At 73.1% G+C, this 21,759-nt stretch carries 19 protein-coding genes; 6 read left to right on the forward strand and 13 right to left on the reverse strand.

The genetic code is table 11. The annotated features are described in order from the left end of the window. Window positions 1–65: 65 nt before the first annotated feature. The 6 genes from ACWD01_RS29825 to ACWD01_RS29850 all read right to left on the reverse strand — a co-directional run bounded on the left by ACWD01_RS29825 (window position 66) and on the right by ACWD01_RS29850 (window position 7,388). On the reverse strand, window positions 66–2,195 hold the full coding sequence (locus tag ACWD01_RS29825; RefSeq protein WP_451166050.1) for a 3-hydroxyacyl-CoA dehydrogenase NAD-binding domain-containing protein: 2,130 nt from the start codon (window positions 2,193–2,195) through the stop codon (window positions 66–68). Beyond that, window positions 2,192–3,418, reverse strand: coding sequence for a thiolase family protein (locus ACWD01_RS29830; RefSeq protein WP_451166051.1), 1,227 nt, complete (start codon window positions 3,416–3,418; stop codon window positions 2,192–2,194). Before ACWD01_RS29830 ends, ACWD01_RS29825 begins: the two co-directional genes overlap by 4 nt. 146 nt (window positions 3,419–3,564) lie before the next feature. Further along, the gene (locus ACWD01_RS29835; RefSeq protein WP_451166053.1) at window positions 3,565–4,851 is read right to left on the reverse strand and encodes an HRDC domain-containing protein; all 1,287 of its coding nucleotides are present in this window, start codon (window positions 4,849–4,851) and stop codon (window positions 3,565–3,567) included. Between the two features lie 239 nt (window positions 4,852–5,090). Beyond that, a complete protein-coding gene (locus ACWD01_RS29840) occupies window positions 5,091–5,654 on the reverse strand; it encodes a GNAT family N-acetyltransferase (protein WP_451166055.1) in 564 nt (187 codons plus the stop codon). Between the two features lie 143 nt (window positions 5,655–5,797). Continuing rightward, window positions 5,798–6,460, reverse strand: coding sequence for a helix-turn-helix transcriptional regulator (locus tag ACWD01_RS29845; protein WP_005310513.1), 663 nt, complete (start codon window positions 6,458–6,460; stop codon window positions 5,798–5,800). Window positions 6,461–6,704: 244 nt separating this feature from the next. Beyond that, a complete protein-coding gene (locus tag ACWD01_RS29850) occupies window positions 6,705–7,388 on the reverse strand; it encodes a DUF3000 domain-containing protein (RefSeq protein ID WP_451166057.1) in 684 nt (227 codons plus the stop codon). A 92-nt stretch (window positions 7,389–7,480) separates the two neighbouring features. Between ACWD01_RS29850 and hemE the strand changes: the two genes are divergently transcribed. Continuing rightward, window positions 7,481–8,545, forward strand: coding sequence for a uroporphyrinogen decarboxylase (hemE, locus tag ACWD01_RS29855; RefSeq protein ID WP_451166059.1), 1,065 nt, complete (start codon window positions 7,481–7,483; stop codon window positions 8,543–8,545). A 122-nt stretch (window positions 8,546–8,667) separates the two neighbouring features. On the opposite strand, the gene ACWD01_RS29860 is transcribed toward hemE, so the two are convergent. After that, the gene (locus ACWD01_RS29860; protein ID WP_451166060.1) at window positions 8,668–10,050 is read right to left on the reverse strand and encodes an FAD-dependent oxidoreductase; all 1,383 of its coding nucleotides are present in this window, start codon (window positions 10,048–10,050) and stop codon (window positions 8,668–8,670) included. Between the two features lie 28 nt (window positions 10,051–10,078). Continuing rightward, complete coding sequence (locus ACWD01_RS29865) at window positions 10,079–11,014, reverse strand: DUF4349 domain-containing protein (protein ID WP_451166062.1); 936 nt, start codon at window positions 11,012–11,014, stop codon at window positions 10,079–10,081. A gap of 129 nt (window positions 11,015–11,143) precedes the next feature. Between ACWD01_RS29865 and hemG the strand changes: the two genes are divergently transcribed. Beyond that, window positions 11,144–12,571: a protoporphyrinogen oxidase gene (gene hemG / locus ACWD01_RS29870; protein ID WP_451166064.1), complete on the forward strand. Its 1,428-nt coding sequence runs from the start codon at window positions 11,144–11,146 to the stop codon at window positions 12,569–12,571. Window positions 12,572–12,575: 4 nt separating this feature from the next. Continuing rightward, entirely contained in the window at window positions 12,576–13,289 is a 714-nt protein-coding gene (hemQ, locus tag ACWD01_RS29875) for a hydrogen peroxide-dependent heme synthase (protein ID WP_451166066.1), read from the forward strand. A 124-nt stretch (window positions 13,290–13,413) separates the two neighbouring features. Here hemQ and ACWD01_RS29880 read toward each other — a convergent pair whose 3' ends face one another. The 5 genes from ACWD01_RS29880 to ACWD01_RS29900 all read right to left on the reverse strand — a co-directional run bounded on the left by ACWD01_RS29880 (window position 13,414) and on the right by ACWD01_RS29900 (window position 19,493). Beyond that, entirely contained in the window at window positions 13,414–15,015 is a 1,602-nt protein-coding gene (locus ACWD01_RS29880; RefSeq protein WP_451166068.1) for an alpha/beta hydrolase, read from the reverse strand. A gap of 125 nt (window positions 15,016–15,140) precedes the next feature. Next, window positions 15,141–16,106 (reverse strand): TIGR04222 domain-containing membrane protein, encoded by a 966-nt coding sequence (locus ACWD01_RS29885; protein ID WP_451166070.1) that lies wholly within the window; start codon window positions 16,104–16,106, stop codon window positions 15,141–15,143. Beyond that, complete coding sequence (locus ACWD01_RS29890) at window positions 16,103–17,542, reverse strand: DUF692 domain-containing protein (RefSeq protein ID WP_451166072.1); 1,440 nt, start codon at window positions 17,540–17,542, stop codon at window positions 16,103–16,105. The genes ACWD01_RS29885 and ACWD01_RS29890 overlap by 4 nt, the downstream gene beginning before the upstream one ends. Before the next feature lie 142 nt (window positions 17,543–17,684). Further along, a complete protein-coding gene (locus ACWD01_RS29895; RefSeq protein ID WP_451166074.1) occupies window positions 17,685–18,491 on the reverse strand; it encodes a DUF4142 domain-containing protein in 807 nt (268 codons plus the stop codon). A gap of 183 nt (window positions 18,492–18,674) precedes the next feature. Then, window positions 18,675–19,493: a peptidyl-tRNA hydrolase gene (locus tag ACWD01_RS29900; protein ID WP_451166076.1), complete on the reverse strand. Its 819-nt coding sequence runs from the start codon at window positions 19,491–19,493 to the stop codon at window positions 18,675–18,677. A gap of 3 nt (window positions 19,494–19,496) precedes the next feature. On the opposite strand from ACWD01_RS29900, the gene ACWD01_RS29905 reads away from it, so the two are divergent. From ACWD01_RS29905 to ACWD01_RS29915, 3 genes are read left to right on the forward strand one after another with little or no spacing between them, the layout of a single operon-like run. Next, a complete protein-coding gene (locus ACWD01_RS29905; RefSeq protein ID WP_356894762.1) occupies window positions 19,497–20,174 on the forward strand; it encodes an AIM24 family protein in 678 nt (225 codons plus the stop codon). A gap of 11 nt (window positions 20,175–20,185) precedes the next feature. Further along, a complete protein-coding gene (locus ACWD01_RS29910; protein WP_451166078.1) occupies window positions 20,186–21,064 on the forward strand; it encodes an ATP-binding cassette domain-containing protein in 879 nt (292 codons plus the stop codon). Further along, entirely contained in the window at window positions 21,061–21,753 is a 693-nt protein-coding gene (locus ACWD01_RS29915; protein ID WP_451166080.1) for an ABC transporter, read from the forward strand. The genes ACWD01_RS29910 and ACWD01_RS29915 overlap by 4 nt, the downstream gene beginning before the upstream one ends. Window positions 21,754–21,759 lie beyond the last annotated feature (6 nt).

Below are 21,759 nucleotides of genomic sequence, written 5' to 3' on the forward strand. Positions count from 1 at the left end.
GCAGCGCAGACTGCCCCGGCACTGCTTACGCGGTGCCGGGGCAGTCTGCGCTGCGCGCCCGGAGGTTACGCCGGGACGCTCGCCACGCCCGGGGCCAGGAACGGCTTGCCGTTCACGCGCTCCGAGACGCCCTCGCGGTCCAGGTACGGCGTGATGCCGCCCAGGTGGAAGGGCCAGCCGGCGCCGGTGATCAGGCAGAGGTCGATGTCCTGGGCCTCGGCGACGACGCCCTCGTCGAGCATCAGGCCGATCTCCTGCGCGACGGCGTCCAGGACGCGGTCGCGGACCTGCTCCTCCGTCAGGACGGTGTCGCCCTGCTTCAGCAGTGCGGCGACCTCCGGGTCCAGCTCCGGCTTGCCGGAGTCGTAGACGTAGAAGCCGCGCTTGCCGGCCTTGACGACCGCGGCCAGGTTCTCGGAGACCGTGAAGCGCTCCGGGAAGGCGCGGTTCAGGGTCTCGGAGACGTGGAGGCCGATGGCCGGGCCGACGAGCTCCAGCAGGACCAGCGGCGACATCGGGAGGCCCAGCGGCTCGATGGCCTTCTCGGCGGTGGCGACCGGGGTGCCCTCGTCGATGACGTTCTGGATCTCGCCCATGAAGCGGGTCAGGATGCGGTTCACGACGAACGCCGGGGCGTCCTTGGTGAGGACCGCGGTCTTCTTCAGCTTCTTCGCGACACCGAACGCGGTGGCCAGCGACGCGTCGTCCGTCTGCTCGCCGCGGACGATCTCCAGCAGCGGCAGGACCGCGACCGGGTTGAAGAAGTGGAAGCCGACGACCCGCTCGGGGTGCTTCAGCTTGGACGCCATCTCGGAGACCGACAGCGACGAGGTGTTGGTGGCGAGGATCGCGTGCGCCGGGGCGACCGCCTCGACCTCCGCGAACACCGTCTGCTTGACACCCATCTCCTCGAACACGGCCTCGATGATGAAGTCCGCGTCCGCGAAGCCCTCGGCCTTGTCCAGCACACCGGTCACCAGGGCCTTGAGGCGGTTGGCCTTGTCCTGGTTGATGCGGCCCTTGCCGAGCAGCTTCTCGATCTCGGCGTGGACGTAGCCCACACCCTTGTCGACGCGCTCCTGGTCGATGTCGGTCAGCACGACCGGCACCTCGAGGCGGCGCAGGAACAGCAGCGCCAGCTGGGAGGCCATCAGACCGGCGCCGACGACGCCGACCTTGGTGACCGGGCGGGCCAGGCTCTTGTCCGGCGCGCCGGCCGGGCGCTTGGCGCGCTTCTGGACCAGGTTGAAGGCGTAGATCCCGCTGCGCAGCTCGCCGCCCATGATGAGGTCGGCCAGCGCCTCGTCCTCGGCGTCGAAGCCCTTCTGCAGGTCGCCGTCCTTGGCGGCCTCGATGATGTCGAGGGCGCGGTAGGCGGCCGGGGCCGCGCCGTGCACCTTGGAGTCGGCGATGAACCGGCCCTTGGCGACGGCCTGGTCCCAGGCCTCGCCGCGGTCGATCCCGGCGCGCTCGACGACGGTCTCGCCCTTGAGCACGGACGCGGTCCAGACGAGGGACTGCTCGAGGAAGTCGGCGCCCTCGAAGATGGCGTCGGCGATGCCCAGCTCGAAGACCTGCGCGCCCTTGAGCTGCTTGTTCTGGCTGAGCGAGTTCTCGATGACGACCGAGACCGCGCGGTCCGCGCCGATCAGGTTCGGCAGGAGCACGCAGCCGCCCCAGCCCGGGACGAGACCGAGGAAGACCTCGGGCAGCGAGAACGCCGGGATCGCCTTCGAGACGGTGCGGTACGAGCAGTGCAGACCGACCTCGACGCCGCCGCCCATGGCCGCGCCGTTGTAGTACGCGAAGGTCGGGACGGCGAGGCCCGCGAGACGCTTGAAGACGTCGTGGCCGCCCTTGCCGATCGCCAGCGCGTCGGACTTCTCCTTCAGCAGCTCGACGCCCTTGAGGTCGGCGCCGACGGCGAAGATGAACGGCTTGCCGGTGATGCCGACGCCGACGATGCCGCCGTCCGCCGCCTCCGCCTCGACCTGGTCGATCGCGGTGTTCAGGTTCGCGAGCGACTGCGGGCCGAAGGTGGTCGGCTTGGTGTGGTCCAGGCCGTTGTCCAGCGTGATGAGCGCGAAGCGCCCGGCGCCGGCTGGGAGGTCGAGGTGGCGTACATGCGCCTGCGTGACGACCTCGTCCGGGAACAGCTCGGCCGCGCCCTTCAGGAGTTCGGTGGTGGTGCTCACTTGTCGCCTCCGGCGTCCTTGTGGTTCGGGTTCTCCCAGATGACCGTGGCGCCCATGCCGAAGCCGACGCACATCGTGGTCAGGCCGTAACGGACCTCGGGCTGCTCCTCGAACTGGCGGGCGAGCTGGGTCATCAGACGCACACCGGAGGAGGCGAGCGGGTGACCGTACGCGATGGCGCCGCCGTACTGGTTGACGCGCGCGTCGTCGTCGGCGATGCCGTAGTGCTCGAGGAACGCCAGCACCTGGACGGCGAAGGCCTCGTTGATCTCGAAGAGGTTGATGTCCTCGATCGACAGGCCGGCCTTGGCGAGGGCCTTCTCGGTCGCGGGGATCGGGCCGTAGCCCATGACCTCGGGCTCGACGCCGGCGAAGGCGTACGAGACCAGGCGCATCTTGACCGGAAGGTTGTTCTCCCGGGCGAACTCCTCGGAGGCGATGATCGAGGCGGTGGCGCCGTCGTTCAGGCCCGCGGCGTTGCCGGCGGTGACGCGGCCGTGGACGCGGAACGGCGTCTTCAGGCCCGCGAGGGACTCGAGCGAGGTGCCCGGGCGCATCGGCTCGTCGGCGGTGACCAGGCCCCAGCCCGTCTCCCCCGCCTCGGGGTTGGTGCGGCGCACGGAGATCGGCACCAGGTCCTGCTGGATCTTGCCGTCGGCGTACGCCTTGGCGGCCTTCTCCTGCGAACGCACGGCGTACTCGTCGGCGCGCTGCTTGGTGATCTGCGGGTACCGGTCGTGCAGGTTCTCCGCGGTCATGCCCATGAACAGGGCCGACTCGTCGACGAGCTTCTCGCTGACGAAGCGCGGGTTCGGGTCGACGCCCTCGCCCATCGGGTGGCGGCCCATGTGCTCGACACCACCGGCGATGACGGCGTCGTACGCGCCGAAGGCGATCGAACCGGCGGTCGCGGTGACGGCGGTGAGCGCGCCGGCGCACATGCGGTCGATCGAGTAGCCCGGCACGGACTGCGGCAGACCGGCGAGCATGCCGGCGGTGCGGCCGAGGGTCATGCCTTGGTCACCGATCTGCGTGGTCGCGGCGATGGCGACCTCGTCGATCTTCGCGGGGTCGAGAGCCGGGTTGCGGCGCAGCAGCTCCCGGATGGCCTTCACGACGAGATCGTCGGCGCGGGTCTCGTGGTAGATGCCCTTCGGGCCCGCCTTGCCGAACGGGGTGCGGACGCCGTCGACGAAGACGACGTCCCTGACGGTACGAGGCACGATGGCTCTCCTCCAGGGTGCGGGGTTGCACTGCTGCGGCACGCACGCCTGAGCGTGCGCTTGCTTGCCCCATGCTACTTGTGGGTAACCAAGCTGCACACCCCCCGAGGCCGGAGCGTCGAACGTCACACGTCGAAGCCCCCCGCCTACGGTGCCGCGGCGGTCAGCGCCTGTGCCAGCGCGGGCGCGACCAGCTCCACCTGCCAGGGGCGGGCGGCCAGCTCGGTCAGGGCGTCGGAGACGGCCGCCACCGTCGCCTCGGACGGCGGCTCCCAGCAGACCCGCCGCACCGTGTCCGGCGTGATCAGGTTCTCCTGCGGCATGTTCAGCTCCTCCGCCAGCGCGGAGACTCCCGCGCGGGCGGCCGACAGCCGGGCCGCGGCGGCCGGGTCCTTGTCCGCCCACGAACGCGGCGGCGGGGGGCCGTTCAACGGCTGGCCGGGCTGCGGCAGCTCGGCGTCGGGCAGGGCCTTCGCCCGCTCGACCGCGGCCTGCCACTGCTCGAGCTGGCGCCTGGCCATCCGGTGCCCGAAGCCGGGCAGCGCGGTCAGCGCGTGCACGTTCGCGGGCAGCGCGAGCGCGGCCTCGATGATCGCGGCGTCGCCGAGCACCTTGCCGGGCGACACGTCACGCCGCTGGGCGACCCGGTCGCGGACCGTCCACATCTCCCGTACGACCGCCATCTGCCGGCGGCGGCGCACCTTGTGCATCCCGGACGTGCGGCGCCAGGGGTCGCGGCGCGGGGGCGGCGGCGGGGCGGACGCGATCGCGTCGAACTCCTGGCGGGCCCACTCGAGCTTGCCCTGCCGGTCGAGGTCCTTCTCCAGCGCGTCGCGCAGGTCGACCAGCAGCTCCACGTCGAGGGCCGCGTACCGCAGCCAGGGCTCCGGCAGGGGGCGGGTGGACCAGTCGACGGCCGAGTGGCCCTTCTCCAGGGCGTAGCCGAGGACGCTCTCCACCATCGCGCCGAGCCCGACCCGCGGATGGCCGCCGAGCCGTCCGGCCAGCTCGGTGTCGAAGAGCCGGCTGGGCACCATGCCTATTTCCCGCAGACACGGCAGGTCCTGGGTGGCGGCGTGCAGGATCCATTCAGCGTCGGCGAGCGCGTCGCCGAGCGCCGTCAGGTCGGGGCAGCCGACGGGGTCGACGAGCGCGGTGCCGGCGCCCTCACGGCGGAGCTGTACGAGGTAGGCGCGCTGGCCGTACCGGTAGCCGGACGCCCGCTCGGCGTCGACGGCCACGGGGCCGGTGCCGGCCGCGAAGGCGGCGATCACCTCGGCGAGGGCCTCCTCGTCGGCGACCACCGGCGGGATGCCCTCCCTGGGCTCCAGCAAGGGGATCGGCAACCCTGCGGCAGGGACGTCGTCGTCCGAGGGGGCGCCCCCGGTGGTTCGCAGTGCGGTCTCTGCTGCGGTCTCTTGGGCGTCGGTCACCTGTCAAGGGTATCCGCCCCCACGGCGGCCTGACCTGCACCTTCGTACGAAGAATCGCCTGACCTGGGAAAACGGCTCTCAGTACACGGCGTTACGGGCGCCGATTGCTGCTCCCGGGTGGCCCGGGGGGCCTCGGGAGGCGTCCCTCGCACCGGGTCCGTGGACCCGGAACGCGCCGCGCCCGCCCGGGCGGACGAGCTCATGGACCCGGTCCGCCGTCGGGCTGTGCCCGCGCCGGCTCAGGCCGGAGTGTCGGCCCGCCGTATGTGCAGGTGGCCGTCCCGGGGGAAGGGTGGCCGCGCCGGCAGGATCTCGTGGAACTCGTATCCGGTCTTCTCCGCGACCCGGCAGGAGGCGGGATTGTCCACCTGGTGGAGAAGGTCGAGACGTGCCAGGCCCTCGGCCGCGAAGGCGCCGAAGGCCCAGCGGGTGAGGGCTTCGAGGGCGCGGGGGGCGACCTGCCGGCCCCGGGCGGGCGCCGCCGTCCAGTAGCCGACTTCCGTGGAGTGCCTGCCGGGGCCGGTCCGCTTCAGGACCACGTTGCCGGCCAGTCGGCTCTCGCCGGTGCCCGGACGGTCTTCCAGCACGGCGAAGCTCAGCCGCTCTCCGGTCTCCCAGCCGCGTCTCTGAAGGTCCAGCCACCGCACCGCATCGCCGGCGTTCTCCACCGGCAGCCTTGTCCACCGCCGCAGGACGGGATCGCGATACGCCTCGATCAGCGGCTTGACGTCGCCGTCGTGCCAGGGGCGCAGGAAGAGCGCGGAGGCGGACGGCGTCGCGTCCACCCGCAGAGTGACGTTCATCAGGGTCCTCCCCGAGCGGTTCACCTGATCATCTCTCGTCCGGTGAGCCGTGGTTCGTGCCTAGCACGGGCCCGAGGCGAAGCGCGCCCGTCGACGGAACGTTCCGTCGACGGGCGCCGGGGCGGGGGAGGGGAGAGAGCGATTCAGTGGATGATTCCGGTGCGCAGGGCGACCGCGACCATTCCCGCGCGGTCGCCCGTGCCCAGCTTGCGGGCGATACGGGCCAGGTGGCTCTTGACGGTCAGCGCGGACAGTCCCATGGAGACGCCGATGGCCTTGTTGGACTGGCCCTCCGCGACGAGGCGCAGGACCTCGACCTCGCGGCCGGACAGTTCCCGGTAGCCGCCCGGGTGGCTCGGGGCACCCGGGGGGCGGCGGTGCATACGGTTCGCCGCGGCGCCGATGGGGGCGGCGCCGGGGCGGGTCGGGTGGCCGATGTTGGTACGGGTGCCGGTGACGACGTAACCCTTGACGCCGCCGGCCAGCGCGTTGCGAACGGCGCCGATGTCGTCGGCGGCCGACAGCGCCAGCCCGTTGGGCCAGCCTGCCGCGCGGGTCTCGGACAGCAGGGTCAGCCCGGAACCGTCGGGCAGGTGGACGTCGGCAACGCAGATGTCGCGCGGGTTGCCGACGCGGGGACGGGCCTCCGCGATGGACGACGCCTCGATGACGTCACGGACCCCGAGCGCCCACAGATGGCGGGTGACGGTGGAACGGACGCGCGGGTCGGCTACGACGACCATGGCCGTCGGCTTGTTCGGGCGGTAGGCGACCAGGCTTGCGGGCTGCTCGAGAAGAACGGACACCAGGCCTCCTGGAAAGGTGCGGGACGGAGCCGGCTCGGGGAGTGAAGCCGGGGCGAACCGTGCAGTTAGGTCATTGACCTCTTCGGCAGCAAACCCGTCCGCCTTTAGAGAATGATCACGATTTGGTGAGTAATAATCGGGGCAATTCGGACGGGCGATCGATCATCCTACGAACGACCGCTCCCCGGCGTCGTTCCCGCGTACGGCCGCAGGCCAGTCTCCCGTGCCGCGGCGGCGCCCCGATTCAGGCCTGCTGCGGGCCGCGGCGCTGCGGCAGGGTCACCACGCCCGTCGCGTTGTCCGCGGGACCGGCCGGCGACGGCGGCAGGCCCGCGACCTGGCAGAGCAGATCGCACCAGGCCACCAGGTGTGCGGCGGTGTCCGGCACACCGCCGGGCCCCTCCTCCGGGGTCCACGACGCCCGGATCTCGATCTGCGTCGCAGGACGGCGCTCGGCAAGTCCACCGAAATAGTGAGACCCCGCACGGGTGACGGTGCCGCTCGCCTCCCCGTACGACAGGCCGCGCGCGTCCATCGCGCCCGTCAGCCACGACCAGCACACCTCGGGCAGCAGCGGATCGGCCGCCATCTCCGGCTCCAGCTCCGCCCGCACCAGCGTCACCAGCCGGAAGGTGCCCTGCCACGCGTCGTGGCCGGCCGGTTCGTGCAGCAGCACGAGACGCCCGTCCGCGAGATCGTCCTCGCCGACGACGACCGCCGCCTCCAGCGCGTACGCGTGCGGCGCGAGCCGCTGCGGAGGCCGCGTCGGATCGATCTCGATCTCCGGCCGCAGCCGGGCCGACCGCAGCGCCTCGACCGCCTGACGGAACGCCCGCGGGACGGCGCTCGGTTCGGCGTCCGGTTCCGCGCTCCCCTTGTCGTCAGCGCCGTTGGAATGATCGGAAAAGTGTCCCTGAGCCGCAGCCATGCGGGGAAGAGTAGGCGGAACGGGAGCTTCGCGCAGGGAGGGACACCCATGCCGGGGCAGGCACTTCCCGCGCACATGCGAAGATTCAACGCGTGAGCGCCAACCACAGCCCCGCGGGCCACCGGACGAAGACGTACAACTCCGCATTTCTCAAGGCGTGCCGCCGGGAGCCGGTGCCGCACACGCCGGTCTGGTTCATGCGGCAGGCGGGGCGCTCACTGCCCGAATACCTGAAGGTGCGCGAGGGCATCCCGATGCTCGAGTCGTGCATGCGGCCCGAGCTCGTCACGGAGATCACGCTGCAGCCCGTGCGGCGGCACAAGGTCGACGCGGCGATCTTCTTCAGCGACATCGTGGTGCCGCTGAAGGCGATCGGCATCGACCTCGACATCAAGCCGGGCGTCGGCCCCGTCGTCGCGGAGCCGATCCGCACCCGCGCGGACCTCGAGCGGCTGCGGGACCTGACGCCGGACGACGTCGCGTACGTCACCGAGGCGATCGGGATGCTCACCGGCGAGCTGGGGTCCACCCCGCTGATCGGCTTCGCCGGCGCGCCGTTCACTCTCGCGAGCTACCTCGTGGAGGGCGGGCCGTCGCGCAACCACGAGAACACCAAGGCCCTGATGTACGGCGACCCGCAGCTCTGGGCCGACCTGCTGGACCGCCTTGCGGAGATCACCTCCGCCTTCCTGAAGGTCCAGATCGAGGCGGGCGCGTCCGCCGTGCAGCTTTTCGACTCGTGGGTCGGCGCGCTGGCCCCCGCGGACTACCGGCGCTCGGTGATGCCGGCCTCGTCGAAGGTCTTCGACTCCGTCGCCTCGTACGGCGTGCCGCGCATCCACTTCGGCGTCGGCACGGGCGAGCTGCTGGGCCTCATGGGCGAGGCGGGCGCGGACGTGGTCGGCGTCGACTGGCGCGTCCCGCTGGACGAGGCCGTACGCCGCGTCGGCCCCGGCAAGGCGCTCCAGGGGAACCTGGACCCGGCCGTGCTGTTCTCCACGCCGGAGGCCGTGCGGGCCAAGACCCGTGAGGTGCTGGACGCGGCGGCGGGTCTCGAGGGCCACATCTTCAATCTCGGGCACGGGGTGCTGCCGACGACGGCGCCGGACGCGTTGACGCGGCTGGTGGCGGACGTGCACGAGTCGACTGCGCGCTAGCCGCCGCGGGGTGTTTCCGGGGGCGCTGCCGCCCCGGGGCCCTGCGCCTCAATCGCCGGCGGGGCTGAGGTTGCCCGGAGCCCGGCCCGCCCGTCGGGCGGACACGGGGCGCGGGGCGGAGGTCACGGTCCCGCCGTGCGTACCGCCTTCGTTGCCTTGCGGGCCGCTACCTGGACCGGGTCCCAGACGGGGGAGAAGGGTGGGGCGTAGCCGAGGTCGAGCATGGTCAGTTGTTCGACCGTCATGCCCGCCGTCAGGGCAACCGCCGCGATGTCGACGCGTTTCGCCGCGCCCTCGCGGCCCACGATCTGGACGCCCAGCAGCCGGCCCGTGCGGCGTTCCGCGAGCATTTTGACCGTCATCGGGGCCGCGCCGGGGAAGTAGCCGGAGCGGCTGGTCGACTCGATCGTCGCGGTGACGTACCGGAGGCCCACCGCCCGGGCGTCCTTCTCGCGCAGGCCCGTGCGGGCGATCTCCAGTTCGCAGACCTTGCTGACGGCCGTGCCGACCACGCCGGGGAACGTGCCGTAGCCGCCGCCCGCGTTCGCGCCGATGATCTGGCCGTGCTTGTTGGCGTGGGTGCCCAGCGCGATGTGGCGTTCGCGGCCGGAGACGAGGTCGAGGACCTCGACGCAGTCGCCGCCAGCCCAGACGGCGTCGTGGCCGCGTACCCGCATCGCCAGGTCGGTGAGCAGGCCGCCGTAGCGGCCGAGCGGCAGGCCGGCCGCTCGGGCGAGCGTGGTCTCCGGCTCGACGCCGATGCCGAGGACGACCACGTCCGCCGGGTACTCGGCGCCGTCGGTCGCCACCGCGCGGACGCGGCCGTCGTCACCGGTCAGGATTCCGGTGACGGCCGTGCCGGAGACCGTCGTGATGCCCATGCCCGACATCGCCTCGTGGACCAGCCGGCCCATGTCCGGATCGAGGGTGGCCATCGGCTGCTCGCCGCGGTTGACGACCGTGACCTCGTAGCCGTGCTTCAGGAGCGCCTCCGCCATCTCGACGCCGATGTATCCGGCGCCGACGACGACCGCGCGCCGGCCGTCGGTGCGGTTGAGGGTGTCCAGCAGGGCCTGGCCGTCGTCGAGGGTCTGCACGCCGTGCACGCCGGGCGCGTCGATGCCGGGCAGCGCGGGGCGGATCGGGCGGGCGCCGGTGGCGATGACCAGCTTGTCGTAGCCGGTCCACGACTCCGCGCCGGTGTCCACCTCGCGCGAGCGCACCCGGCCGCCCGCGACGTCGATCTCCGTCACCTCGGTGCGCATCCGCAGATCGATGGCGCGCTCGCGGTGTTCCTGCGGCGTGCGCGCGATCAACTGGTCGCGGTCGCCGACGTCGCCGCTCACCCAGTACGGGATGCCGCACGCCGAGAACGAGCTGAAGTGGCCGCGCTCGAACGCGACGATCTCCAGCTCGTCCGGGCCTTTCATCCTGCGTGCCTGCGACGCGGCGGACATGCCCGCCGCGTCGCCCCCGATGATCACCAGGCGTTCCGTCGCTGTCATGGGGAACACGCTACGGGGAAAGGGCTGTTCAGTCCTCCGTGGCAGGGGAAACGGCCGGGGCAGCGGCCGCCGGGCGCCGGGGCAGCCGGGGCCGTACCAGCCACCGCCACACCGCGTACACCACCACCGCCACCGCCGCGAACGGCGCCACCGCGCCGATGACCACCGCGCTCCAGCGCAGCGTCGCCGTCAGCGCGTCCCAGCCGCCGCCGAGCGCGTCCAGGAAGCCCGGGTCGTCGTCCTTGCCGGCCTCCGGCCGCTCCTGCTCCGACAGCGTCAGCGTGATCGTCGCCATCGAGGTGCGGTCCTTCAGCGCGGACTGCTGCGCCAGCAGCGACTCCAGGTCGGCCTGACGGCTGCTCAACTCCCCTTCCAGGGTGACGACGTCGGCCAGCTTCGTCGCCCGGTCCATCAGCTCCCGCACCCTCGCCACGCTCGCCCGCTGCGTCGCGATACGGGTCTCCACGTCGACCACCTGGTCCGTGACGTCCTTGGCATTGGCCTTGCGGGCCAACAGCTTTCCGGCGCCCGCCAGCTCGGTCAGCGCCGAGTCGTACTGCTCCTGGGGGACGCGGATCACGACGTGGGAGGTGACGTGGGTGTCGTCGATCCGTTCCGTCGTCTCGTTCTCCACGTGGCCGCCGGCGTTCAGCGCCGTCGTGCGGGCGGCGGCGAGCGCCTTCGTGGCGTTCTTCACCTCCACCTCCAGCGCGGCGGTCCGGATGACGTGGGCCTGTACCGGGGCCTGCTTCGCGGGGGCCTTGCGGTCCGCGTCGGCCTGCTCCGGCTGCCCGGCGGCCTCGTCCGCCGCGTAGCCGGGGCCCGCCGCGCCTTCCCCCGCGTCCTGGGCGGCGGGTTTCACCGCGCTCTGCGCGTCTCGGGAGTCGGAGGCATCGGCGGCGCACCCGGCGAGGCCGAGTGAGGCGGAGAGAAGCAGTACCGCGAATAGGCGTCGTGAACGCATGACCGGCCCCCCGGGGGATGTGACGTAAGAGTTGCAGGTTCGACGTACGGCCCCTGCCGCGGGTTGCCGGATTCCGGTCCCGAAGCGGTCACGGTCAGGACTCGGAACGGCGTTTGAGAGAGTTGGACCATGAACGTGGACACACCTGCGCGCCATGTCGTGGTCGTCGGGGGCGGCATCGCCGGTCTCGCCGCCGCGCACCGGCTGCTCGACTCCGGCGTGCGCGTCACCCTCCTCGAGGCCACCGACCGGGTCGGCGGCAAGCTGCTGTCGGGGGAGATCGAGGGCGTACGCGTCGATCTGGGCGCCGAGTCGATGCTCGCCCGCCGCCCCGAGGGCACCGGCCTCGCCCGCGCGGTCGGCCTCGGCGACCGCCTCGAACCGCCGGCCACCGCCGCCTCCGCGGTGTGGACCCGCGACGCCCTGCGGCCCATGCCCAAGGGCCATGTGATGGGCGTCCCCGGTGACGCGTCGGCCCTGGCCGGGCTGCTGTCGCCCGAGGGCCTGGCCCGTATCGAACACGAGAAGGACCTTCCGCCGGCCGAGATCGGCGACGACGTGGCCGTCGGCGCGTACGTCGCCGAGCGCCTCGGCCGGGAGGTCGTCGACCGGCTGGTGGAGCCGCTGCTCGGCGGGGTGTACGCGGGGGACGCGTACCGCATCTCCATGCGCGCGGCCGTGCCCCAGCTGTTCGAGGCGGCCAGGACCCACGGTTCGCTGCTCGACGGCGTGCGCGACATCCAGGCCAGGGCCGCCGCGCAGCAGCCCGGCGGGCCGGTCTTCATGGGCCTCGACGGCGGCATCGGCACGCTGCCGGGTGCCGTCGCCGACGCCGTACGCGCCCAGGGCGGCGACGTCCGCACCGAGACGCCCGTCCTCGGCCTGGCCCGCACCGCCGCCGGCTGGCGGATCCGCACCGACCGGGAGACGTTCGACGCCGACGCCGTCGTGCTCGCGACGCCCGCCTGGTCCGCGTCGGCGCTCCTCGCCGCCGAGTCACCGGCCGCGGCGGCCGAGCTCGGGCGCGTCGAGTACGCCTCGATGGCGCTGGTCACCCTGGCGTTCCGGCGCGCCGACGTGGCGGGGCTGCCCGCCGGCAGCGGGTTCCTCGTCCCGCCCGTGGACGGCCGCACCATCAAGGCGTCCACGTTCTCGTCCGCCAAGTGGGGCTGGTCCGGCCGGGACGCGGGCGACCTGTTCGTGCTGCGCACCTCCGTCGGGCGGCACGGCGAGGAGCAGGCCCTCGAACGTGAGGACGCCGAGCTGGTCGACGTCTCCCTGACCGACCTCGGCGCCGCCGTCGGCCTCACCGCCCGCCCCGTGGCCACCGAGGTCACCCGGTGGACCGGCGGCCTGCCCCAGTACCCGGTCGGACACCTCGCCCGGGTCGCCCGCATCCGCGACGAGGTCGCCAAGGTCCCCGGGCTGCGGGTCTGCGGCGCCGTGTACGACGGGGTCGGCATCCCCGCCTGCATCGCCAGCGGGCAGCGCGCGGCGGACGAGATCCTCGCCACGCCGACCCTGGCGCGGGGCACGGAAGCAGAGGCGGGACAATAGCCGTATGAGTGCGCCAGAAAAGATTCCGAACGCGGGCAAGAAGGCCAAGGACCTCAACGAGGTCATCCGGTACACGCTGTGGTCCGTCTTCAAGCTGCGCGATGTGCTCCCCGAGAACCGCTCCGGTTACGCGGAGGAGGTCCAGGAGCTGTTCGACCAGCTCGCCGCCAAGGACGTCACCGTGCGCGGCACGTACGACGTCTCCGGGCTGCGCGCCGAGGCCGACGTGATGATCTGGTGGCACGCGGAGACCGCCGACGAGCTCCAGGACGCGTACAACCGCTTCCGCCGCACCCGCCTCGGCCGTGCTCTCGAGCCGGTCTGGTCGAACATGGCGCTGCACCGCCCCGCCGAGTTCAACAAGGCGCACATCCCGGCGTTCCTGGCCGACGAGACGCCGCGCGACTACATCTCCGTCTACCCCTTCGTGCGCTCGTACGACTGGTACCTGCTGCCCGACGAGGACCGCCGCCGGATGCTCGCCGACCACGGCAAGATGGCCCGCGGCTACCCGGACGTGCGCGCCAACACGGTCGCGTCGTTCTCGCTCGGCGACTACGAGTGGATCCTGGCCTTCGAGGCCGACGAGCTGTACCGCATCGTCGACCTGATGCGGCACCTGCGCGCCTCCGAGGCCCGGATGCACGTGCGCGAAGAGGTGCCGTTCTACACCGGCCGCCGCAAGGACGTGGCGGATCTGGTGGCCGGGCTCGCGTAGCCTTCCCCAGGGCCGGAAACCCACGGGCGGGTTCGCGTAACCTCGCCCGGGGCCCCTGAAAACCTGACGGCCGGGTTTCCGCACCACCGGTGCGGATACCCAGCCGTCCATGTGACCCGGAAGATCAGACGGTGTGCGGCAGCGTTCGCTGCTCCGCCCGCCGGTCCAGCGACACCGGGTCCGGCTCCGGGTGCGGCGCGCATGATGCGCGCCGCACCGGCGTCTTCCCCAGCAGCAGATAGTCCTCCAGGTGCTGGTTGACGCAGGAGTTCTCGCCGCCGCCGATGCCGTGCGTGCCCGCGTCCTCCTCCGTGATCAGCACCGAGCCCGCCAGCCGCCGCTGCAGCTCCAGCGCCCCGGCGTACGGCGTGGCCGCGTCCCGTTCGGCGGCCAGGATCAGCGTGGGCGGCAGCTCCCCCGGCGCGGTGCGCACGTCCAGCGGCTGCTGCCGCGGCGCGGACCAGAAGGCGCACGGCAGATTCATCCAGACGTTGTCCCACGTCTCGAACGGCGCGCGCTGCGCCAGAGCTGAGTTGTCGAGGTCCCACGTCAGCCAGTCCTCCGGCCAGGGGGCGTCGTTGCACTCGACCGCCGTGTAGACGGCGGTGCCGTTCTCCGCGGCCTTCGCACTCGTCTCGTCCGGCGCGGCCTGGGCGATCAGCGGCTCCGGATTGCCCTTCAGGTACTCCGACAGCGCCGTGGCGCGCAGCGGCCAGTAGCCGTCGTAGTAGCCGGCGCCGAGGAAGGCCGCGTGGAGCTGGCCGGGGCCGACCGTGCCGCCCGCGGGCTCCTCCGCGAGCCGGGCGCGCGCCTGCTCGTAGCTGTGCGCCACGTCCTCGGCCGTCGTGCCCAGCCCGTACGTCTCGTGGTGCTTGGCCACCCAGGCGCGGAAGTCGGCCCACCGGCTCTCGAACGCCTCCGACTGCCTCAGGTTGTTGCCGTACCAGACCTGCTCCGGGTCCGGGTCGACCGCGGAGTCGAAGACCATGCGGCGTACATGGGACGGGAACATCGTCGCGTACAGGGCGCCGAAGTAGGTGCCGTACGACGCGCCCATGAAGGTCAGCTTCTCCTCGCCCAGCGCCGCCCGCAGCACGTCGAGGTCGCGGGCGTTGTTCAGCGAGGTGTAGTGGCGCAGCGCCGCGCCGTTGCGCTCCGCACAGCCGTCGGCGTACGCCCGCGCCTGCGCGATGCGCTCCTTCTTGTACGAGAGGGACGGATGGGTCGGGGCCTGGGTGGGCGCCTTGAGGAAGTCCCGCGGGTCCTGGCACGACAGCGGCGCGGACCGGCCGACGCCGCGGGGCGCGTAGCCCACGATGTCGTACGCCCCGGAGATCCGCTTCCACTCGGGCAGTTCGGCCGCCAGCGGGAACGTCATGCTGGAGGCGCCGGGGCCGCCGGGGTTGTAGACGAGGGCGCCCTGCCGCTCGGAGCTCTTGCCGCTCGCCGCCACGCGGCTGACGGTCAGTTCGATCTGACGCCCCGACGGGTCCGCGTAGTCGAGCGGGACCTTCACGGTGCCGCACCGGACCGGGTCCGGCAGTTTCTCGGCCGCGGGGCAGCGGCCGAAGTCGACACCGGCCGCGGCGGCGCGCTCGGCGGCCACCACGGTGCCGCGGGACTCGGCGCCGGTGGTGGCCGCCGCGTCGGCGGGGGCGACGGAGAGCGAGGTGAGGACCAAGGAACTGAGGCCGGCCACAGCCCCGTACTTAGCGGATGTTCGCATCGCGTTCCCTTCGTGCGCGGGCGGCCGACGACGGCCACGGGACGAAAGGGATCTTCGACGGGGGCGGATCGCGAAGTAAAGCACCGTTCGGCGGTGTCGGGGTCTATGACCCCGATGCCGGTGCGTCAGTCGCTGCTGCCGCCACCGCCGCCGCAGCTGGAACCGGAGGACCCGCCGCAGCTGGAGCTCGACCCGCCGGATCCACCGCAGCCGCCGGAGCTGCCGCAGCTCCCGGAGCCCCCGGAGCCGGGCGACGAACCGGCGCACCACGCGCCGTCGTCGACGGCGTAGTACGCACCCGGCGCCGCGCCGCCGCCGTGGTCCGCCGACGCAGCACGGTAGCGGGGCGCGCCGGTCAGCGCCGTCCGCAGCACCGGGTCCGACACGCCGCGCAGCCCGCTCAGGGCCACCGCCTCGGCGGGCGTCCCCGGCCGCGCGTGTCCGGCCCGGTACGAGTGCAGCGCCCTGAGCCCGGCCGGGGTGAGGCGCCGCCGCACCCGGCCCGCCTGCAGACCGCCGATCACGGCGCCGGCCACCAGGACCGGGAGGACCAGGAAGACGAACGGCGCACCCGGATCGACGAAGGGGGCTTCGGCGAACTGGACGATAGTGACGACGATCGAGACCGGCACGCCGAGCACACAGACCACGGCCTGGACGAGGCCCCAGGTGGCGAGTCGCGCGACGCCGGGCGGCGCGGGCGGCACCATCAGGCCGCGTGCCGCGAGCACGTCACCGACCTCCTGCACGGCGGCATTGCGCATCGTCCGGAGCCGCACGGTGTGCAGCGCGCCGTCCGGTGCGGACGCCAGCTCGGCGAAGACCGCGCGCTCCACCGGGTCGTGGGCGGCCGGCCGCAGCACGGACAGGACACCGGGCCAGCCGACGGCGAGCCGCCCGTCCGCGTGCAGCGCGACCAGCGCGGCGTCGACGACGCGGGCCGGGCCGCCCGCGAGGAAGGCCGCCTCGTAGACGTCGTGCACCTGCGCCCCGGTGGCCCGGGCGGCGGGCCGGGCCGCGGAGACCCGCACGATCAGCAGGACGGACGAGACGCCGACGGCGAGATACACGGCGAGCGTGAGCAGTGTCATGCCGCCCGCCTCCCCACGAGCGCGGCACGCGCCGCCCGCACCAGCCGGGCTGCCCGGCGCGGCGGCCGCGCGGCGGCCCGCTCCCGCCACCACAGCGCCAGCCGCCGGCGCACGCCGTCGTCCGCGACGCGGCCGGCGGCGAGCAGGTGCTCGGCGAAGTCCAGCGCGTCGCGCCGGTAACCGGCGCGCAGGGGGCGGTTCCTGGTGTACGCGAGGAACGCGGGCCGGTAGTCCGCGCCGAGGATCTCCGGCAGTTCGGGCGCGACCTTCGCGACGACGTCCGCGCGCTTCGCGGCGAGCGCGCGGCTCTGCACGCGCAGGCGGCGTGCGTCGAAGCCCTCGGGGGCGGGGGTGCCGGCGACGAGCGCGGACAGCACCGCGGCCTGCGCGAGCGCCACCCGCTGCCGTTTCCCCACCCCGCCCCTCCCCGAACCGGGCTCCGCCCGGACCCGCGCCTCAATCGCCGGCGGGACTGGGTGTGGTCGGGCGACTTCAGCCCGGCCGGCGATTGAGGCCACCGCGCGGAGCGCGGTACGGGGTCCGGGGCTTGCCCCGGTTTCGGGAAGGGGCGGGTGGGGGAACAGGCCCGCCGCAGGCGCACCCGCACCCGCACCCGCACCCGCCCCCACCACCGCCCGGATCGTCGCCAGTTCACCCTCCAGCTCCGCCCCCGCCGGAAACGCGTCGTCGCGCTCCAGCAGCACCCCCGGCGGGTCCACCCTCGCCCGGAGGGCGGACAGGACGTCCAGGACCGGCTGCGTCACCGGGTGCGCGTGCGTGTCGTGCCAGACGCCGTTGCGTTCGACGCCGCCCGCGACATGGACGTAAGCGATCGCCTCGACGGGGAGTTCGTCCAGCGCCCGGCACGGGTCCTCGCCGCGGTTGACGTGGTTCGTGTGGAGGTTGGCCACGTCGATCAGCAGCCGTACCCCGGTCCGTTCGACGAGCTCCGCGAGGAACTGGCCCTCGGTGAGCTCATCGTCCGGCCAGGAGATCAGCGCCGCGATGTTCTCCAGCGCCAGCGGCACCGGCAGCGAGTCCTGGGCGATGCGCACGTTCTCGCAGAGGACGTCCAGCGCGTCCCAGGTGCGGGGGACGGGCAGCAGGTGGCCCGCCTCCAGGGCGGGCGACGCGGTGAGCGCGCCGCCCGCCCGTACGAACGCGATGTGCTCGCTGACCAGCGGCGCACCCAGGGCCTGGGCCCGCTCGGCCAGGTCGGCCAGCCGTCGCCGCGACGGCCGGTCCGCGCCGCCGAGGCCGAGCGAGACGCCGTGCGGGACGACGCGGACGCCGCGCGAGCGCAGCCGGAGCAGCGCGGGCGGCAGATGGCCGGGGCAGACGTTCTCCGCGACCACCTCGACCCAGTCGAGTCCCGGCAGCCGCTCCACCGTTTCCGCGATCTCCGGCCGCCAGCCGATGCCGATGCCGAGTTCCATGGTCCCCCTCCTCCGCTCACGCCCACGTGTGACGGTGCTGGGGTCATGACCCCGTCACGGCAAGGTGAATCCGAAGGAGGGGACGTTCAGAGCTTCATTTGAGGTTCCCGACCGGACCCCCCGGTCCGCGGGACCAGTCACCTCACCCCGCCGGCTCCGGCTCCTGCGGCGCGGGCGGATCCTGCGGCGCCGGACGGTCGGTGTTGATCGCGGTGGGCGCGCCCGGCTGCGGTGTCGGCCGGGAGGTGAACGACTGGTCGCCCGTCGGCGAGGCCGCCGGCGGCGACGGGGGCAGGTTGCCGTCCGGCGGCGGCGGCCCGCTCGGGCTGGCCGTCGCGGTCGCGGCCGCGTCGTTGGCGATCTCGTCGAAGTCGACGCGGCCGGTCTGCTCCAGCATGGTGATGTGGTCGAGCACCGTCTGGTTGGCGTCCGTCGCGAGCTGCCGGATCAGCGTGTTGCGGGTGGTGTGCCTGACCTCGGCGATCAGCGCGAACACCTTGCCGTGCGCGGTCCGCAGGATCTGCGCGAACTTGCGCTCGTACTCCTCGCCCTGTGCTGCGGACAGCTCTCGCAGCCAGCCCTGCTGCTGCTCGGTGGGCTGGTTGGGCAGCTCGACGCCGAGCTGCGCGGCGACTCTGCGCGCCCGCTCGTCGAGGTCGGTGTGGCCGACGACGAGGTGGTCGCCGGCGGCCTTGATCGCTTCGGTGGGCGCGCGCTCGATCGCCTGCTGTCCGGCGGGCAGTTCCCACAGCCCCGCCAGCCGTACCTTGACCAGGAAGTCGCGGTCGGTGGCCGAGAGCGGCCCCCACTGGGTTGCCACGCTCGAGGCGTTGAGATTGTCCTGACCGGTGCCGGAACGGTCGGCGTAGGACCACACGGGGAAGGCGAGTGCGCCGACCGTGACGACCAGAGCCGCGATGATGAGTGCTGTTCCGTTGATGCGCCGCAACAATGTGCCTCCAGAGCCGATGCGTTACACGGCAACCAATAGCCCTGCTGAATGGCCGGTCAGCTCACCGGTCGACCGGCGGCCGACCGCCGGTCGAACCTAGCCGGTCAAACTACTGGGCGGTACCGGGGAGTACGCAACCGGGGCTCGAACTGTTCAACGGCCCGCCGGCCGACGGCCCGTTCAGCGGCCGGCCCGCTCCCGCAGCGCCGGATGGTCGGCGACCACCGTGCACGAGCCGGGGGCGATCTCCGTGAAGCCCGCGTCCCGAACGACCGGCAGTCCGCTCGCCGTGAGTGCGCGCCAGCCTGCCGGGTCCGCGGTGCGCACGGACAGCGCGAAGCCCGCTTCACGCCATGCCTCGCGCTGCGCCTGCGAGAGCCGGAGCCAGGCGAGTTGGGCGCCGTGACCGGCCTGCGCCATGGCCTTGCCCGCCGACATCTCGAGCGTGGGGCTGAGCCACAGCACCGGATGGGCGGGGTCGGGGGCGGCGGGCGGCCGCGGGTCGTCGAGCTCGGTGCCCGACACCTGGAGCTTGGCCAGTTCCCTGGGCCAGCCGTCGAGCGGTACGGGCGGGAAGACCCGCACCTCCGCCTCCGCATCCGGGTCCGTGCCGGTCACCGTGATGCCCGGCAGCGTGCCGGCCTTGCGCCACTCGGCGCCCCGCGCCCGCCGTACGACCTTGCGGATACGGGCGTCCTGCCAGTCCCGCACGGCCTCGGCCCATTCGCCGTCGCCGGTGGAACGCTCGTCGGCGAGGATCGCGAGCACCGCCCGCGCGGCGGTCTCCAGGGCGTCCGTGCGGGCCGGCGGCGCGGTCTTCTCGATGCGCACCACCAGCGGCAGGACGAACTGCGGGGCCGCGTCACGGCTCGAGATCTCGCGGCCCAAGGCGCTGTCGGATCGGATTTCACGGGTGTCTTCGCTGCTCACACCGGCCAGTCTGCCAGCCGTCATGCGCGGGGTTGTTGGCGGAACGGGCGCCTCCGGGCGACGATGCATGGCATGAAGAGCGATCTTTTCTCCACAGAGAACATGGCACAGCAGGCCACGGTGCCCGGCATGACGCTGCAGAACGCCAAGTCCGTCAAATACGCGGTCAACGGCGAGATGCACGCGCGACAGGGCTCGATGATCGCCTTCCGGGGCAATCTCCAGTTCGAGCGCAAGGGCCAGGGGATCGGCGGCATGCTCAAGCGCGCCGTCACCGGCGAGGGCCTGGCGCTGATGGCCGTACGCGGTCAGGGCGAGGCCTGGTTCGCGCACGAGGCGGCCAACTGCTTCATCGTGGACATCGAGCAGGGCGACGCGCTGACCATAAACGGCCGCAACGTGCTCTGCTTCGACGCGACGCTGTCCTACGAGATCAAGACGGTCAAGGGCGCCGGCATGGCCGGCGGCGGCCTGTTCAACAGCGTCTTCACCGGCTACGGCAAGCTCGCGGTCATGTGCGAGGGCAGCCCCATCGTCATCCCCGTCAGCCACCAGCAGCCGGTGTTCGTCGACACCGACGCGGTCGTCGGCTGGAGCGCGCAGCTCCACACGTCGCTGCACCGTTCGCAGTCCGTCGGCTCGATGATCCGCGGCGGCTCCGGCGAAGCGGTCCAGCTCAAGCTGGAGGGCGAGGGCTTCGTGATCGTCCGGCCCAGCGAGCTCACCCAGCAGAAGGCGTCGCAGAACTGAGGCTCCGGCAGGTGGGCCGCCGTTACGGCCTCGGCGGCCCATGGGTGCTGCGCGGGGTCGACCTCGGCCTGCGCCCGGGCGCCCTGGTCCGGGTGCAGGGCACGAACGGCAGCGGCAAGTCGACGCTGCTGCGGCTGCTCGCCGGTATCGACGCGCCGACCGAGGGCCGGATCACCGGCCGGCCGCGTACGGCGTACGTCCCCGAGCGCTTCCCCGCCGCCCTGCCGTTCACCGCGGCCGGCTATCTGACGCATCTCGGCCGCGTCCACGGCCTGGGGCGACGGGCGGCGGCCACCGGCGCCGCGGAATGGCTGGAACGTTTCGGGGCCGCGGCCCACGCCCGTACACCGCTCGGCGCACTGTCCAAGGGCACCAGCCAGAAGGTCGCCGTCGCCCAGGCGCTGCTGGCCGGTCCGGAGCTGCTGGTGCTCGACGAGGCGTGGACCGGCCTGGACACCGCGGCCCGTGACCAGTTCGACCTGGCCGTCGCGGAACGGGTCACGGCGGGGGCGAGCGTCGTGTACGTCGACCACGACCCGCGCCGGCTGGCCGGGGCGGTGGACACCGTCCTCGCCGTACGGGACGGGCGGCTGGAGGAGCGGCCGGCAGAACTGCCCGGCGTCGGCCGGCGGCCGGGCCGCTCTGCCCGGATCGTGGCGGTCGGCCCGCCCGGCGCGGCACTGCCCGGCGGACTGCCGGGGGATCCCGAGCGGAGCGCGGGCGAGGACGGCAGCACCGTGCTGACCGTCGCCGCCGTGTACTCGGACGCGCTGCTGCGCGCGCTGCTCACCGCCCGGCCGCCGTGGCACGTCCGGCAGCTGACGGAGACCGGTGACCCGGCGGTGGCAGTGACGACACCCCGTCCGAAAGGATCAGGCACCACCGCATGACCGCGCTCTTCCGCTACCACCTCGCCCTCCTGCTGCGCTCCCAGCGCTGGCTGCCGCCCGTCCTGCTCTACGCCGCCGCCCTGGCCGTGGGCGTCCAGGGCGGCGGGCCGGTCCTGGACTCCCTCGGCTGGACCGCGGCCGCGCTGCTGCCGGTCGCCGCGTGGCTGGTGAGCGTCTGCGCGACGCAGGAACCGGCGGCCGCGCGCGGCGTCACGGCCGCGGCGGCCGGCGCGCACCGCGCCCATCTGGCGTCGCTGCTGGTCGCCGCCGTCTGCGCGGCCGTACTGGGCGCGGTTGCGGTGGCCTTCACCGTGCTGATCAGCGACCCGTCGAGCGCCGACCACCAGGTGGCGGTCCCACGGCTGCCCGCGGCGGCCGCCGGGCTGATCGCGGGAGCGGTCTGCGTACTGCTGGGGACGGCGGTCGGCGCCCTGTGCACGCGGCCGGTGCTGCATGCACGCGGCTGGTCGCTGGCGGCGACCGCACTGTTCGTACTGCTGGCCCTGGTGACCAGCGGATCGCCCGCGAAGTACGCGGTGACCGGCCTGGTCACCGGCTCGCGGACCGGGACGGTGACATGGCCGCTGCTGTCGCTCCTCGCGGCGGCGCTGATCGCCGCGGCGGCGGCCGCTCTGACGTCCGTACTGGCACCGGTGCGCGGCGCGGACGGTGGCAGGGCCGCGAGTTAGAGTCGA

It is taken from the genome of Streptomyces sp. NPDC002835 (assembly GCF_053591995.1).